The organism is Nonomuraea sp. NPDC050786, from assembly GCF_040654115.1.
In the GTDB taxonomy this organism is placed as follows: domain Bacteria; phylum Actinomycetota; class Actinomycetes; order Streptosporangiales; family Streptosporangiaceae; genus Nonomuraea.
In genome coordinates this window covers 257,873-273,437 of sequence record NZ_JBFAHJ010000004.1, presented here as the reverse complement: position 1 = coordinate 273,437, position 15,565 = coordinate 257,873, and the positions used below count along the sequence as shown (strand labels likewise).

General features: G+C 71.8%; 13 protein-coding genes. 4 read left to right on the top strand and 9 right to left on the bottom strand.

Translation table 11 applies throughout. From position 1 onward, the window contains the following. The first annotated feature begins 133 nt into the window (after positions 1-133). The gene (locus tag AB0H84_RS11280) at positions 134-862 is read left to right on the top strand and encodes a WecB/TagA/CpsF family glycosyltransferase (RefSeq protein ID WP_357601681.1); all 729 of its coding nucleotides are present in this window, start codon (positions 134-136) and stop codon (positions 860-862) included. Between the two features lie 64 nt (positions 863-926). Here the strand turns inward: AB0H84_RS11280 and AB0H84_RS11275 are convergent, their stop codons facing one another. The 6 genes from AB0H84_RS11275 to AB0H84_RS11250 are packed head-to-tail and all read right to left on the bottom strand — an operon-like array spanning position 927 to position 7,359. Then, positions 927-1,820 carry a sulfotransferase gene (locus tag AB0H84_RS11275; protein WP_357601679.1) on the bottom strand — a complete coding sequence of 298 codons (894 nt, stop codon included), beginning with the start codon at positions 1,818-1,820 and terminating at the stop codon, positions 927-929. Next, positions 1,817-3,061, bottom strand: a complete 1,245-nt coding sequence (locus tag AB0H84_RS11270; RefSeq protein ID WP_357601675.1) for a lipopolysaccharide biosynthesis protein — start codon at positions 3,059-3,061, stop codon at positions 1,817-1,819. The genes AB0H84_RS11275 and AB0H84_RS11270 overlap by 4 nt, the downstream gene beginning before the upstream one ends. After that, a complete protein-coding gene (locus AB0H84_RS11265) occupies positions 3,058-3,912 on the bottom strand; it encodes a sulfotransferase (RefSeq protein ID WP_357601672.1) in 855 nt (284 codons plus the stop codon). Before AB0H84_RS11265 ends, AB0H84_RS11270 begins: the two co-directional genes overlap by 4 nt. Beyond that, positions 3,909-4,805 carry a hypothetical protein gene (locus AB0H84_RS11260; RefSeq protein ID WP_357601669.1) on the bottom strand — a complete coding sequence of 299 codons (897 nt, stop codon included), beginning with the start codon at positions 4,803-4,805 and terminating at the stop codon, positions 3,909-3,911. The genes AB0H84_RS11265 and AB0H84_RS11260 overlap by 4 nt, the downstream gene beginning before the upstream one ends. Further along, positions 4,802-6,082, bottom strand: coding sequence for an O-antigen ligase family protein (locus AB0H84_RS11255; RefSeq protein ID WP_357601667.1), 1,281 nt, complete (start codon positions 6,080-6,082; stop codon positions 4,802-4,804). Before AB0H84_RS11255 ends, AB0H84_RS11260 begins: the two co-directional genes overlap by 4 nt. Then, the gene (locus AB0H84_RS11250) at positions 6,079-7,359 is read right to left on the bottom strand and encodes a Wzz/FepE/Etk N-terminal domain-containing protein (protein WP_357601665.1); all 1,281 of its coding nucleotides are present in this window, start codon (positions 7,357-7,359) and stop codon (positions 6,079-6,081) included. Before AB0H84_RS11250 ends, AB0H84_RS11255 begins: the two co-directional genes overlap by 4 nt. Before the next feature lie 271 nt (positions 7,360-7,630). Between AB0H84_RS11250 and AB0H84_RS11245 the strand changes: the two genes are divergently transcribed. Next, positions 7,631-8,692: a hypothetical protein gene (locus AB0H84_RS11245; protein WP_357601662.1), complete on the top strand. Its 1,062-nt coding sequence runs from the start codon at positions 7,631-7,633 to the stop codon at positions 8,690-8,692. Here AB0H84_RS11245 and AB0H84_RS11240 read toward each other — a convergent pair. The 3 genes from AB0H84_RS11240 to AB0H84_RS11230 all read right to left on the bottom strand — a co-directional run bounded on the left by AB0H84_RS11240 (position 8,637) and on the right by AB0H84_RS11230 (position 11,542). Then, positions 8,637-9,527: a sulfite exporter TauE/SafE family protein gene (locus AB0H84_RS11240; protein WP_357601659.1), complete on the bottom strand. Its 891-nt coding sequence runs from the start codon at positions 9,525-9,527 to the stop codon at positions 8,637-8,639. The genes AB0H84_RS11245 and AB0H84_RS11240 overlap by 56 nt on opposite strands. Then, entirely contained in the window at positions 9,515-10,729 is a 1,215-nt protein-coding gene (gene cysC, locus AB0H84_RS11235; protein WP_357601656.1) for an adenylyl-sulfate kinase, read from the bottom strand. Before cysC ends, AB0H84_RS11240 begins: the two co-directional genes overlap by 13 nt. Positions 10,730-10,822: 93 nt before the next feature. Continuing rightward, positions 10,823-11,542, bottom strand: coding sequence for a class I SAM-dependent methyltransferase (locus tag AB0H84_RS11230; protein WP_357601654.1), 720 nt, complete (start codon positions 11,540-11,542; stop codon positions 10,823-10,825). A 62-nt stretch (positions 11,543-11,604) separates the two neighbouring features. Here AB0H84_RS11230 and AB0H84_RS11225 point away from each other — a divergent pair, with 62 nt between their 5' ends. Continuing rightward, complete coding sequence (locus tag AB0H84_RS11225) at positions 11,605-11,967, top strand: signal peptidase I (protein WP_357601651.1); 363 nt, start codon at positions 11,605-11,607, stop codon at positions 11,965-11,967. 93 nt (positions 11,968-12,060) lie between these two features. After that, positions 12,061-15,549 carry a transcription-repair coupling factor gene (gene mfd / locus AB0H84_RS11220; RefSeq protein WP_357601648.1) on the top strand — a complete coding sequence of 1,163 codons (3,489 nt, stop codon included), beginning with the start codon at positions 12,061-12,063 and terminating at the stop codon, positions 15,547-15,549. Positions 15,550-15,565 lie beyond the last annotated feature (16 nt).

The following is a 15,565-nucleotide window of genomic DNA, read 5'->3' as shown; positions in this document are numbered from 1 at the left end:
CGACGTCCAAGCGCACGGCTTGGAGCGGGCGCACGGCGTCGGCCAAGTACACGTGCCGGCGGCCAGTGCCGCTGGTGCCGCCGGTGTCACTGGTGCCAGCGGGGCGCGGCGGGTGCAGGTGGGTGGGATCGGGGTGGACGCGCTCACCGAGGACGAGGTGGTCCGGTGGGTGGAGGTCGAGCTGGAGGCCGGCAGGGGCGGGCGGATCGTCACCCCGAACATCGACATCTGCCGGGCAGCCGCCAAGGACCCAGCGCTCAGAGAGCTGGTGTGCACCGCCGAACTGGTGGTGCCCGACGGGATGCCCCTGGTGTGGGCGGCCAGGCTGCTCGGCACCCCGGTGCCCGAGCGCGTGACGGGCGCGGACCTGATCTGGTCGCTCAGCAAGCTCGCCGCCCGCCGGGGCTGGCCCGTCTACCTGCTGGGCGGCCCCCCGGGCGTGGCGCGGAAGGCGGCGGACGAGCTCACGAGCTGCCATCCCCGGCTGAAGGTGTGCGGGGTGCACGCCCCGCCTTACGACTTCGACGCCACCCCCGAGGGCAGCGCGCGGGTCCGGAGGAAGGTGGTGGCCGCGCGGCCGCGGCTGGTGTTCGTCGGGCTGGGCTTCCCCCGGCAGGACCGGCTCATCGCCGACCTGCGGGAGGAGCTGCCGGAGGCGTGGTTCGTGGGGTGCGGGGCGGCGATCTCGTTCGCCGCCGGCACGGTGTCCAGGGCGCCCGGATGGATGCGCCGGACAGGGCTGGAGTGGGCGTTCCGGCTGATCTGCGAGCCGGGGCGGCTGGCGCGCCGCTACCTGGTGGACGACCTGCCGTTCGCGGCGCGGCTGCTGGCCACCTGCCTGGCGGGCCGGGTCAGGCAGTAAGGGTGCGTACGCCCGCCGGACAGGCGGGGTCATGAGGGTGCGTACGCCTGCCAGGTAGGCGAGGTCAGGCAGTGAGGGTGCGTACGCGGGTCACGTCCTCGGAGCTGAGGCCCTGGCCCGCGGCGGCCAGGGCCCGGCGGGAGTCCATGGGACGGAAGGCCGTGCGTGACAGACCCGACCAGGCGAACCCCGTACCACCCCTGGACGGCCCCGTGCAGGCCCGCGTGATGCGGCGCTCCGCGGCAGGGGTCCAGGCCAGGCCCGCGTGGTCGTACAGGCGCCGGAACCCGGTCAGCGGGTCGGCGGCCAGCGACTCGTACGAGACGATGTGGATGCCGGGAGTACGGGTCAGGATCGTGCGGGTCGCCCGCCAGAGCAGTGCCGCCTTCGTGACGCGGTCCTGGGAGCCGACGAGGGCACGCAGCTCCAGCAGCTCAGGGTGGTCGCGGACGAGCAGCGGCTGTTCGAGCAGCTCGTGGAAGTAGACCGTCCACCCCAGCCGCTGCCAGCTCGCCACGAACGACACCGGATCCCGCACGAGCGCGATCACCCGGCACCCCAGAGCAGAGGCGAACCAGCCGGCGCTCAGCACCGCGAACGGGTCGTCCAGCAGCGCCCGGCGGCCCGTCAGGCGGCCGAAGGAGAAGGCGGTGCCGTAGCGGAGCAGCCTGGCCAGGTCGTACGGGGAGCGGTTCGCGCGCAGCTCGGAGAGCCAGCGGTAGCGCAGCGCCACGGTGTCGCGGAAGGCGGGCAGCCAGTCGGCGGCGTTGTCGTCGCAGATGTACTGGAACCTGTGGGTCACCGAGGCCCTGAGCACTCCGGGGCAGCGGCCCGGCGGGTGCTGCGGGTTGAGCGGCTCGTTGACGTAGACCAGGTCGCCTCCGGCGGCGAGCATCTTGCCGGTCCAGCTCGTGCCGCTCCTCGGCAGCCCCGTCACCAGTACGGGAGCCCCTGTCACACGACAGCACCACCCCGGAGAGCGGCCAGGGTGTGGCGGCCGAAGGGGTGGAGGCCGTGGCGGCGGTGGAGCTGCCAGAGCGGGAGCAGGTTCTTCACCAGCACCCCGCCCGACCAGCCGAGCACCGCGCCGAACGCCCCGTGGACGGGGATCAGGGCCACGTCCAGCACCACCGTGCACGTGATCGCCGCGACCAGGTTGAGCAGGCTCGTCCCCGTGTGTCCGGCGGCCGTCAGCACCACGTCCACCATCCCGCAGGCCGTGGCCACCATCATCGTGCCCGCCAGCACCAGCGCCACCGGGGCCGCGGCGCCGTACGAGGGCCCGAAGAGCCGCAGCAGCCACGGCGCCAGCGCCGCGTACGCCAGCCACACCGGCCACGTCAGCAGCACCAGCCAGAGCGTGGCGGTCTGGTACAGCTCTCCGGCCCGTGCCCGCTCGCCGTCGGCGAGCGCCGTGACCAGCCGAGCCTGTACGGCCTGCGCCAGCCCCTGGTTCGCGAGCTGCCCGACCACCTTGAAGCGGGTGGCGGCCGTGTAGACGGCGGCCTGCGCCGGCCCGGCGAGCAGCGCGACGATCACGATGTCCAGCCGCTGGAAGACCGCCTGAATGGCCCCTGCCGCAGAGCGGGGAGCCGTGTAGCGCCACAGGTCGCGCCCCGTGCCGGGCAGGTATGGCGTCCGCGGCACCCGTCCTCGCAGCCCGGCCCAGGCCAGGACGAGGGCCGGCACGTAGGGCGCCCCCCAGGCCACCGGCAGCCACGAGACCGCGCCCGTCGCGCAGACCACGGCCACCAGCACGAGCTGGGCGAAGGGCACCAGCACCCCGTCCACGAGCACCGTGGGCCGCATGGCCCCGAATCCACGGGTGGCGGCCAGCAGCACGTCGCCCACCACCATGACCGGCACGAGCGCGGCCACCGGGCCCAGCCGCGGGTGAAGCACCACTGCCGCCAGGCAGGAGACCGCCACGCAGGGCACGAGGGCTGCCCGGATATATCCGGAAATGCCGAGGTAGTCGTAGGTCTTCGCCCGCGCGATGAAGTACACGAGCCCGTTCCCCGCATCCAGCTTGGCGATCCCCGCCGCCATGAGCGCCAGCGCGGTCGCCGCGAAGAACGCGCCGGCGTCAGCGGGAGCGAACGTCCTGGTCACGACCATGACAAGGACGAACTGCGCCGAGGCCCCGAAGACCGCCCCCGCGATCCCCGCGATCCCGCGCCGCCGCAGGCCCCCGGTCATCGCCGCCACGAAGGCTCACCGCCCAGCCACCGCACCAGCCGCGCGTCGTACGGCTCGAACTGCTCGCGCAGCTTCCGCGCGAGCTCGCGCGGCACCGGCTGCGGCGAGGGACGCCCGTTGTGCCGCTCGAACGCCGGGTATCCGAGATGCGGCACGCCCAGGAACTCCAGCACCCGGTCGTAGACGGTCTCCGGCTCGGCGAAGAAGCGGTGGCTGTCGAGCGCCAGGATCCGCTCGCGCCCGAACAGCGACTCCAGCCGGTCGAGCTGGTCGGCGTAGCGGCCCCGGGCCAGGTACGCGTGATGCCGGTGGGAGTGGTGCAGGGCGAAGGGGGAGCCGCGCAGCAGCTCCTCGGCCCCGGCCAGCCGCTCGGGCTCGAGCTCCAGCGCGGACTCGAAGTGCGACTCGGTCTCGAACCCCCTGGCCAGCTCGTGCGCGTGGGCCGAGCACGCCCGCTCGACCGGATCCCGCACCAGGACGATCAGCCGCACGCCGGGCAGGTCGGCCGCGATCCGCTCCCCGGCCAGCGGATGGAACAGGTAGTAGGGGGACGACTCGAACGCCAGCGCCCGCGAGCCGTACCGGTGCTCGACCAGCCCCGCGCTCATCCGCAGCGGGAAGTGCGCCTGGTACCAGGACAGTCCCCGCCAGTAGCCGACGTCGAAATAGTGCACGCCCTTGTGCAGCACCGGCTTGAGCAGCAGCGGATGCTGCGCCAGCGCGCGGTAGAGAGAGGTGGTGCCGCACCGCTGCGCTCCCGCGATGATGAACGACGGCAGCACCCGTGCCCCCGACGTGAGCCGTCCCGTGGCGCGCGACAGCGACAGCACGGACGCCTTCATGGCCCTCATGCGAGCAGCTCCTCATGGTCGACGGCCGGGTTGAGCCAGGTCTCCGGCGGCCCGAGCGGCGCGTGGCCGTCGGCGGCGTGCCTGTCGGCCAGCGCGATGAGGTAACGGATGGCGGTCTGCCTGGCCACCGCCGCGGAGAGCCCGAGGGGGGCGAGCTCGCGTACGGCCCGCGCCACGCACGCCCGCGCCGCGACCGGCGGGGCCATGGAGCGCAGCGCCCGCTGGAAGAAGTGGTGCACGAGGTCGAAGCCGTAGGGGACGCCGACCTCGTACCGCTCCCAGTCCCACACCAGCAGCCGCCCGTCGGGGGACGGGCACATGTTCCAGGGCGAGAGGTCCCCGTGCCAGGCCGCGCACGGGCCTCCGGTGCCGGCGATCTCCTTGACCGCCTCGACCAGCAGCGGCCGGGGCACCCGGCCGCGCCGCACCGGCAGCGGCGACAGCGCCAGCACCGCCAGGCCGCGCCAGACGCCGTGGTGGAGCACCGCCGGCACGGTGACCGTGGCCAGCGGGAGCCCGGCCAGCCGGCGCAGCGCCGTCGCCTCCGTGGTGACCAGCGAGCGGGCCCGCTCGCTGTCGCCGATCTTCACGAACGCCAGCCGCCGCCCGTCCGAGCGCGCCTCCAGGACGGGCTTCCGGTTGGCCCGCAGCGCCGGACGCACGTGCAGGACGGTCTCGACGGGCCGTCCGAAGACCTCACTCAGGTACGCGGCGATGGACCCCTCGCCCGGCACCATGACCGAGGACCACGGATGCCACCAGCGGCGCGGCACCAGTCGCCGGGGCACGGCGGCATGCGGCAGCACAGTGTACGCCCGGGGCGTCCCCGGCCCCGGATACAGCAGCCGCACGGTCTCCGCGAGGTAGCCGAGCCGGATCGCGGCGTCGTTCACGAGACGTCTCCCAGTTGGTTGCGCCACAGCAGGGCGAACGAGATGAGATACAGGCTGAGCGGCGTGACCAGCCCGTCGTAGACGAACATGTAGAGCAGCACCAGCCCCATCACCAGCACTCCGGCCAGCCCGATGGGGCTGCGGTCACTCCAGTGGCGCCGGATCGCGCCCACGAAGAACGCCACGTAGAGCGCCGCCCCGGTGAACCCCTGCGTGATGATCAGCAGCCAGAGCTGGCCGTCGCTGCCCAGCGGCGGGTGGCCGCAGCCCTCGCACCACTGGGTCCGGCCCGTGGTGATCGTGCGATGGTTGCCCATGGCGTTGCGCGTGTTGCCGTAGCCGATGATCGGCGAGTGCGCGGCGGCCGCGACGGTGGCCGATACGGTGAAGGCCCTGATGTCGTTCGAGTGCGGTTTGTCCAGCCGCTGCGCGAACAGCGACGCCAGCGGGCTCAGCGCGAACACCAGCGCCGCCACCGCCGCGGCCCCGCAGAGCGCCACCCTGGTGCGACCCCCGAGCCGGACGATCAGGTAGACCAGGGCCAGGCCCAGGCCGATCCAGAGGCCCCGGTTGAGCGAGTAGACGATGGGGATGGCGGCCAGGGCCAGCGTGGCCGCCACCAGGGCCCGCTGCCGCGGCCCGCCGTGCACCCACCAGCCGACCACGAACCACACCAGCAGCACCGACACGTTGCTGCCCCAGGCGTTGGCCCACTCGAACGGGGCCTCCGGCCGCGGCGAGGCGAAGCCGAGCACCTTCTGCGTCTGGGCGGCGGTGGGGTGGATGAGGTTCTGGACGAACGAGTTGCCGGCCGCCCAGTCGGGCAGCAGCAGCTCCATCGGCGAGGTGAACGCGAACGAGGGGAAGAACACGCCGAGCAGCCCGCCCGCGACCGTCGTGACGAACAGCACGCCGAGCAGCCGCACCAGGCGCAGCTGCGGCAGCTCGCGCTCGGTCAGGTTGCCGAGGTAGAGGACCATGATCAGGATGGCCACGTAGAGCGCCAGCCGCATGAGATAGCCGATCAACCGCCCAGGACCGAGATCCCCGTACGTGTCGGGCGGCATCTCCGCCAGCATCAGCCCGCTCACCAGGTAGCCGGCGATCAGCAGCAGCCAGAGCCCGAACCCGCGCGGCACCCTGATCGGCTGGCGCCGCCACAGCACCATCGCCATGGGCACCGCCAGCACGATCACCGACAGCCCGCCGAACCCCAGCGCCCACCACACCGGATAGCCGACGAGCAACACGGTGATCGGCCACGCGGGTCCCCTCACGTCGGCTGGCCGGGACGCCGGGGGTGCATCGCGTGCATGGGCGAGGTCTCGGCCACCTCCAGCTCGCCGGTCGCGACGAGCTTGCCGAGCGGGGTGTGCGTGCGCGGCTCGAGCAGGGGCACGAACGAGGGCAGCGCGTCGATCGCGGTCACCGCGCCGATGACCGGCACCTCGTGCCTGTCCAGCTGCCGCAGGGCGGCCATGACCCGGTCGGAGGTGACCTGGCCCAGACCGATCAGCAGCAGGGCCGCGTCCGCCCTGGACAGATCGCGTACGTCGGAGCCGTCGAGCACCGTCAGCGGCACGTTGACGGCGACCGGGTCGGCCCGGGTCGAGTCGCGCAGGTCCGCGGGCAGCGCCTTGACCAGCAGCCGCTTGCCGGGGCACGTGGCGACCACGGCGCAGGCCAGCTCGTGGGCCACGCCGGGCTCGCGCGGGCCGGACAGGTCGCCCAGCACGGGCAGGCCGGTCAGCCGCTCGACGTCGGACGCCGTGCGCAGCCGCCGGTCGAGCCGGTCGCGGGCGTAGGCGGCGGCCGAGCCGGCCAGCAGCCCGGCCATGAGCCCCGTGCCGAGGTAGAGCGGCAGGCTGGGGGAGACGGGCGCGGACGGCGGGGCGGCCTGGCTGATGACCATGCCGGGCGTCACCGCGACCGTCCTGAGCGCGTCGTACTTGAGGGCGAGGCCTGCGGCCTGCCGGTTGAGCACGCTCTGCCGCTGGAGCGCGATCGCGTGCTCGGGACCGCCCTTGGCCAGCCCGCCGAGCTGCTTGATCACCGTGTCGATGGCGGTGTTGACCTGCTTGAGCTTGGCCAGCACGGCCCGCTGCTGCTCGGCCAGGGCGGCCATCGCGCTCTCGCGGCGGTTGGTGAGATAGGCCTGGGCGTACGCGCGGGACTGGGCGGCCGCGACCGTGGCGTCGGCGGCGGTGACCGAGATCCACAGCACCGCCGAGTTGGGCGGCACCGAGACCTCGACGGGCTCGGTGCTCCCGACCCCCAGCGCCCTGGCGGCCCGCGTGGCGACCACGGCGGACTGCGCGACCTGGGCCTCGGTGTCGAGGTTGAGCGGCTCGCGCTGGCGGCTGGTCACCTGGTTGGCCGGCTCCTGCGAGCCGACCGGCATGACCAGCACCTGCGTGGTGGCGGTGTAGGAGGGCGGCGTGAGCCGCATGAGCGCGAGTCCGGCCGTGCCGCCGAACACGACGCAGCCCACCAGGAGCAGCCATCGCCTGCGCAGCAGCGAAAGGTGCTCGTCCAGGTCCGTACCGGAGCTCATGGGGGAAGGGTCTCCTGGAAATGCGTCGAGATGTGCGCCCACTATAGGGCGGACGATTATCAGCCAAGCCGATTACCCAAGATTTTCTCCAGTACGGGCACAAGGTAAAGCCACCTATAAATTGAAATGTCCGGAAAATCTGGGGCGGCCTTGTTCGCTGTGAGCTGCAGAGACCTGGAGAGACTCTGCACACTGGCTGAAGTTCCAGGAATGACATGGCATGGTTCAGGTTTGATAGGCGGGGGTCATTCGACGAGGGGGTTGAAAGGCTTTGCAGCTACGGGGAATTTCTCAAACCGCCACGAACGCCGCGGTCATTCTGGCCGTCATCGCGGTGCTGGCCGCCTGCTCCACGGCCGAGGGCTCCAACGCGCGGGCGCCCGTAGCGGTCAAGGACCCCTCGGGCTCGCCGTCCTGTACGGCGACCTCCAGGCTCATCCCGTCCTGCGGCGCCTGGTGGGGCGTCGCGCCGGAGGTCTTCACCGGCGCCCCGCTGGAGCACGCCCTGCACGGCGCGGAGGCGCGCATGGGGGCCGCCGCCGACGTGGTGCACGTCTACCACCGGGGCAGCGAGCTGTTCCCCACCGACGCCGAGGTCAGGATGGCCCGCGACCCGGCCAGGCCCCGGCTGCTCATGATCAACTGGAAGCCGTCGCTCGACCGCACCTGGGCCGAGATCGCCGACGGCGCGCTCGACGCCAGGATCGACCGGCTGGCCGGCTACCTCCGGCGCACCTTTCCCGAGCGGTTCTTCCTCACGCTCCACCACGAGCCGGAGAACGACGTGGACCCCTCGTCGGGCTCGGGCATGCAGGCCACCGACTACGCGGCCATGTACCGGCACGTCGTGCTCAGGCTGCGGGCCGACGGCGTGAAGAACGCGGTCATGGTCATGACGTACATGGGGGCGCCCAACTGGGCGGCCGAGCCCTGGTTCGAGGACCTCTACCCGGGTGACGACGTGGTCGACTGGGTGGCCATGGACCCGTACGCCGACGGCCGGGTGGACGACTTCGAGGGCCTGGTGAACAAGACCCGCAAGGAATATCCGGACTGGCCGGGCTTCTACCGGTGGATGCAGGCGCGCTTCCCCGGCAAACCGGTCATGGTGGCCGAATGGGGGGTGTTCCAGCAGGGGGACAAGCGGGCGTTCTTCGAGTCGGTGCGGCGGCAGATCAAGCGGTATCCGCAGATCAAGGCGCTGCTGTACTTCGACTCGCCGCGCGCGCCGCGCGGCGACACCAGCTTCGACGCCGGTACGGGCGCCGGCCGGGCGTTCAGCGAACTGGCTCGAGATCCTTACTTCCGCTCGACGCCCGTCCCGAGGCCCTGACCCGCACCCGCCAGCCGATGACAGTGACAGCCGTGGCCGCGACGAGAGCGCAGACGGTGAGCGTGTTGCTCACGTCGAGCAGCTTGCAGGCGGAGGCCAGCAGGACGATGGCGAGCAGCGCCCTGATCAGGCCGCCGGGGGCGCGGGAGGAGATCCTGGCGCCGAGGTAGACGCCCGGGATCGAGCCGATGAGCAGTGACAGCGTGAGGTCCGGCTGGAAGTCGCCGAACAGCAGGTGCCCGAGGGCGGCGGAGGCGACCAGCGGCACGGCTTGGACGAGGTCGGTGCCGACGAGTTGGTTGGCCTTGAGCGCCGGATAGAGGGCGAGCAGGGCCACGATGATCAGCGATCCGGATCCTACGGACGAGACGCCGACGACCAATCCGCCCACCGTACCGACCAGTAGGGTCGGAATTGGTCGCACGACGATCTCGTGGGCGCTCGACGTGCCGCCCCGCGCGCCGAGCCAGGTCTTGACCGCCATGCCCGCCACGGCCAGCAGGAGGGCCACGCCGAGCGCGTACTTCACCGCGTCGGTGACCGCGAACGCGCGGGCCAGGAACACGCCGCAGAAGGCGGCCGGCACCGAGCCCGCGCAGAGCCAGCCGACCAGCCGCAGGTTGACCGTGCCCCGGCGCAGGTGCACGAAGCTGCCGACCGGCTTCATCACGGCCGAGGCGACCAGGTCGCTGGAGACCGCGGCCAGCGGCGGGACGTTGAAGAAGAGCATCATCATCGGGGTCATGAGAGCCCCGCCGCCCATCCCGGTCAGCCCGACCACGATGGCGACGAGAAAAGACCCGCCGATCAGGGGGAAGTCGATCAACGTACCCATCCTCCGGACTTCAAGGCTCCCAGCACCTGGGAGACGGCCGCGTCGATGGAGATGTGCGTGGTGTCGATCACCAGGTCGGCGTCGTCCGGCTCCTCGTAGGGGTCGGAGACGCCGGTGAACTCGGGAATGAGCCCGGCGCGCGCCTTGGCGTACAGGCCCTTGCGGTCGCGCCGCTCGCACTCCTCCAGCGGCGTCGCGACGTGCACGAGCAGGAAGTCCGCCCCGACGGACTCGACCATCTCGCGCACCTCCTCGCGGGTGGCCGCGTAGGGGGCGATGGGCGCGCAGATGGCCAGGCCGCCGTGGCGGGCGGTCTCGGCGGCGACGAAGCCGATGCGGCGGATGTTCAGGTCGCGGTCGGCCTTGGAGAACGTCAGGCCCTTGGAGAGCAGATGGCGTACGACGTCGCCGTCGAGGTAGGTCACGGTGCGGGTGCCGAGCTCCAGCAGCGCGTCGCGCAGGCCGCGGGCGATCGTGGACTTGCCGGAGCCGGACAGGCCGGTGAAGAAGACCACGAGGCCCCTGCGGTGCGGCGGGCCGGGGATGCGGATGGGGTCCGGGCCCGCCAGGTGCTCGGTGGCGCCGTAGGCGGTGGCGACGTGCTCGCGCAGCTCCAGGTCGATCTCGGGCTCCTCGCGGGGCGCCAGGGGCACGGAGACGACGATCGTCTCCTCCGGCAGCTTCTCCTTGGCGCGGAGCGCGGCGCGTACGACCGGGGGGCCCGCCTCGCCGTACGAGAGGGGGAGGAGCACGATCACCGCGTCGAGCTCCTTCGCGGTGGCGACGATCTCGGAGAGGTCGTCGAGGGGGCCGCGCATGGTGACGGCGAGCGCAGGGCGGCCGCCGAGCGCGGCCCTGACCTCCGCCGGGGTGCGCCGCAGGCGCGCGAACGGGCCGTGCTCCGGGGCGCCGAGGCCCTTGACGGGCCCTGAAGTCAGCCCGTCGGGCTCGTGGGCGCTCACCGTGAGCGTGGCCAGCGGCAGGCCCTCCGGGTCGAGCAGCGTGACCTCGTCGCCGGGCGAGACGTCGGCGGGCAGGTGGAGCGTGACGGGCGCGGGCCACGCGGTGCCGTCGGCGAGCGTGCCGCGCTCGTGCACCGCGTGGAGATCGTCGTGGCCCAGGAACCCGGTCAGCGGCTCGAACGCGCCGGACAGCAGCAGCTCGAGGTCGGCCAGCTCGCGCGGGTCGGGGGTCCACTCCACGTCTTCAACATCCCAACTATTCCGATTGAATTGGTAGGGAAGTCTACCGATTCGTACCTGTGTGTCGCTAGTCCCCCTGGACGCCGAGACGAGCTAGAGCAGCCGGGCGAAGTGGTGCTGGGGCTTCCTGATCACCATCGTGATCTCGTCATGGTCGGCGGGATAGCGGCCGTTGGTCAGCTTGGCGACCGCGGCGACCGCGGCGGCGGCGAACCCGCGCTTGCGCGCGGGGCCGCTGGTGTTCCGCGTGTCGTCGGTGATCATGAGCCCGCGGCTGAGGCAGAACGCGTGCATGCCGTCGCTCGAGGCCAGCGGCTCGTACACGGCGGGGAACGGGCCCGGCGTGCCGGGGGCGACGACCAGGCGCCACAGCACGCGGCGCAGCCACGACGGCGTGATCCGGTCGAGCAGGCCGTAGGCGGACCTGCGGTCGCGCATGCGCAGCAGCACCAGGCCGCCCGGGCGCAGCGCCTGCAGCAGCCGGTCGAGCACGAGCTCCGCGTGCCTGACCCGCTCGAGCAGGAAGGACACCTGGATCACGTCGTACGACCTGGGCGGCAGAGGCACGCAGCGCAGGTCGCCCAGCGACCACGACACCAGGTCGGCGCGCTCGCCCAGCACGGCCCTGATCGAGGGGTGGTCCTCGTCGACCCCGGTGGCCCTCGTCTCGATCCGCTCCAGGGCGAGCGGCTCGTCGTGCGCGCACCCGGCGACGAGCACGTCGAGCCGCCTGCCGAGCAGGCCGGCCCACTGCTCGCGGACCCGCTGACCGAAAAGGTCGCCTCTTGGGGCGACCGATCGCACCTCAGACATGTCACCTACAGTAATCAATCGATCCGAATCAGTAAGGCATTTCCCTGCTAGCGTCCTGGCCCGTGAGCGATGTGGTCTATGTGGGGAACGCCGGCGTCGACGCGGCCGCGGACCGGGGCTGGCTGCTGGGTCATTTCAAACCCCTCGGCGACCCAAGGCACAGCGACGATGTCGAGATCAAGTGGGGCGTCCACCCGCCGGGCGACGAGCGGGGGGAGTGGGTCAGGGGCGAGGAGCGCACCGCCCTGCTGGTGCTGATCAGCGGCCGGTTCCGGGTGGAGCTGCCGGGCCGCAGTGTGCTGCTCTCCGAGCCCGGTGACTACGTGGTCTGGGGCAAGGGCGTCGACCATTCGTGGTATGCGGAGGAGGCTTCCACCGTGCTCACCGTGCGCTGGCCCTCCGTGCCTGGTTATCGGATCGGCTGAGGGTGTGTCGGCGAGTACCCTGGGAGGGGACCCCCGCGACCTGACTCGGCCGGGGGTAGTCGTGTTGCCGTCGTGGGGCTGTGGGCGTATCTGATGAGTCTTTCCGGGCTACTTGACCTTGTTCGCGCCGACCCGAAGCTGACCGCCGCTCTCGAAGAGGGCGGCGACGTCGCGCTGGTCGCGCCGTCCGCGCTGCGGCCGTTCGGCGTGGCCGCGCTGGCCACGCACGACCAGCGGACCGTGCTCGCGGTCACCGCCACGGGGCGTGAGGCGGAAGACCTCGCCGCGGCCCTGACCAGCCTCATCGAGCCCAACTCGGTGGCGGTGTTCCCGGCGTGGGAGACGCTGCCGCACGAGCGGCTCTCGCCGCGCAGCGACACCGTGGGGCAGCGGCTGGCGGTCCTGAGGCGGCTGGCGCACCCGATCAAGGGCGACGTCGCGGCCGGGCCGCTCAGCGTGATCGTGGCGCCGGTCAGGGCGCTGCTGCAGCCGATCGTGAAGGGGCTCGGCGATCTCGAGCCGATCCGGCTGCGGGCGGGCGACGACGCCGACCTCGAGGACGTGGTCGAACGCCTGGTGAACAACGGTTACCACCGGGTCGATATGGTGGAGAAGCGCGGCGAGGTGGCCGTGCGCGGCGGGCTGCTCGACGTGTTCCCGCCGACCGAGGAGCACCCGCTCCGGCTGGAGTTCTGGGGCGACACGGTCGAGGAGATCCGCTGGTTCAAGGTGGCCGACCAGCGCTCGCTCGAGGCGGCGGAGGGCGGGCTGTTCGCGCCGCCGTGCCGGGAGCTGCTGCTGACGGACGAGGTCAGGGGCCGGGCTCGGGAGCTGGCCGAGCAGTACCCGGCGCTGGCCGAGGTGCTCGACCAGCTCGCCGAGGGTACGCCGGTCGAGGGCATGGAGGCGTTCGCGCCCGTGCTGGCAGGGGAGATGGACCTGCTGCTCGACCACCTGCCGGTGCGCTCCGCGGTGTTCGTCTGCGACCCCGAGCGGATCAGGGGGCGAGCGGAGGAGCTCGTACGCACCTCGCAGGAGTTCCTGGAGGCCTCCTGGATCAACGCGGCGGCCGGCGGCGAGGCGCCCATCGACCTGGGCGCGGCGGCGTTCCGCACCCTGGAGGAGATCCGCGACCACGCCGACGTGCTGGGCCAGCCGTGGTGGACGATGGCGCCGTTCGGCGGCGGGGTCGAGCTCGACGCCCAGGACTCCGAGGCCTACCGCGGCGACACCGCCAAGGCGCTGGCCGACATCAAGGGCTGGCTGGCCGACGACAAGGCCGTCGTGCTGCTCAGCGAGGGCCACGGGCCCGCCGAGCGCATGGTGGAGCTGCTCAAGGGCGTCGACGTGCCCGCCAGGCTCCAGCAGTTCCTGGACGAGGCGCCCGAGCCCAAGGTCGTCCACGTCTCGACGGGGCTCATCGAGCACGGCTTCATCACCCCCAGCCTGGCCGTGCTCACCCACCTCGACCTGGTCGGGCAGAAGGCGTCCACCAAGGACATGCGGCGCCTGCCCTCGCGCCGCCGCAACATGGTCGACCCGCTCCAGCTCAAGGTCGGCGACCACGTGGTGCACGAGCAGCACGGCGTGGGCCGCTACGTCGAGATGGTGCAGCGCACGGTCCAGGGCGCCACCCGCGAATACCTGGTCATCGAGTACGCCAAGGGCGACCGGCTCTACGTGCCGACCGACCAGCTCGACGAGGTCACCCGCTACGTCGGCGGCGAGGCTCCCACGCTCAACCGCATGGGCGGCGCCGACTGGGCCAAGGCCAAGTCCAGGGCGAAGAAGGCGGTCAAGGAGATCGCGGGGGAGCTGATCAGGCTCTACTCCGCCCGCATGGCCTCGCCGGGCCACGCCTTCGGGGCGGACACGCCGTGGCAGCGGGAGATGGAGGACGCCTTCCCGTACGCCGAGACCGGCGACCAGCTCGAGGCCATCGACGAGGTCAAGCGCGACATGGAGCGCGGCGTTCCGATGGACCGGCTGATCTGCGGCGACGTCGGCTACGGCAAGACCGAGATCGCGGTGCGGGCGGCGTTCAAGGCGGTGCAGGACGGCAAGCAGGTGGCCGTGCTGGTGCCGACGACGCTGCTGGTGCAGCAGCACATGTCGACGTTCACCGAGCGCTTCTCCAGCTTCCCTGTCACGCTCAAGCCGATCTCCCGCTTCCAGACCGACGGCGAGGTCAAGGGCACGCTCGAAGGGCTCAGGTCGGGCGCGGTCGACGTGGTGATCGGCACGCACCGGCTGCTCAGCCCCGAGGTCAGGTTCAAGGACCTCGGGCTGATCATCATCGACGAGGAGCAGCGGTTCGGCGTCGAGCACAAAGAGGCGATGAAGCACCTGCGTACGCAGGTCGACGTGCTGGCCATGTCGGCCACGCCGATCCCGCGCACGCTGGAGATGGGCCTGACCGGCATCCGCGAGATGTCCACGATCCTCACGCCGCCCGAGGAGCGGCACCCGATCCTCACGTTCGTGGGGCCGTACGAGGAGAAGCAGATCGGGGCCGCGATCAGGCGCGAGCTGATGCGCGACGGGCAGATCTTCTTCGTGCACAACCGGGTGGCCTCGATCAACCGCGTGGCCGCGCGGCTGCGCGAGCTGGTGCCCGAGGCGCGCATCGCGGTGGCGCACGGGCAGATGAACGAGCACCAGCTCGAGAAGATCATGGTGGGCTTCTGGGAGCGGGAGTACGACCTGCTGGTCTCCACCACGATCGTCGAGTCCGGGCTCGACGTGCCCAACGCCAACACGCTGATCGTGGACCGGGCCGACAACTACGGCCTGTCGCAGCTCCACCAGCTCCGGGGGCGCGTCGGGCGGGGCAGGGAGCGCGGTTACGCCTACTTCCTCTACCCGCCGGAGAAGCCGCTGACCGAGACCGCCCACGAGCGGCTGGCCACGATCTCGCAGCACACCGAGATGGGCGCGGGCATGTACGTCGCGATGAAGGACCTGGAGATCCGCGGCGCCGGCAACGTGCTTGGCGCCGAGCAGTCCGGGTTCATCGCCGGCGTCGGTTTCGACCTGTACGTGCGGCTAATGGCCGAGGCGGTGCAGGAGCAGAAGGCCAAGCTGGACGGCGGCGAGGCGCGCGAGGAGCAGCCCGACGTCAAGGTCGAGCTGCCGATCAACGCCCACATCCCGCACGACTACGTGACCTCCGAGCGGCTGCGGCTGGAGGCGTACAAGCGGATGGCGGCCATCGCCACCCCCGCCGACATCGACGAGGTGCGCGACGAGCTGACCGACCGCTACGGCAAGCCGCCCGCGGAGGTGGAGAACCTCCTGGAGGTGGCCAGGTTCCGGATCAAGGCGCGCCAGGCCGGGCTCACGGACGTCACGCTGCAGGGCCAGAACATCAAGTTCGGTCCCGCCAGGCTGAGGGAGTCGCAGCAGGTCCGGCTCGACCGGCTCTACAAGAAGGCGATATACAAGCAGGCGGCCGAGACGCTGCTGGTGCCCGTCCCCAAGACCAAGCCGCTCGGGGGGCAGCCGCTACGCGATCTCGACCTGCTCAAATGGTGCGGTGACCTGGTCGAGGCACTGTTCCTCGAGCCAGCGCGGGTAAGCTAGCGGCGGTTTTCGGTCG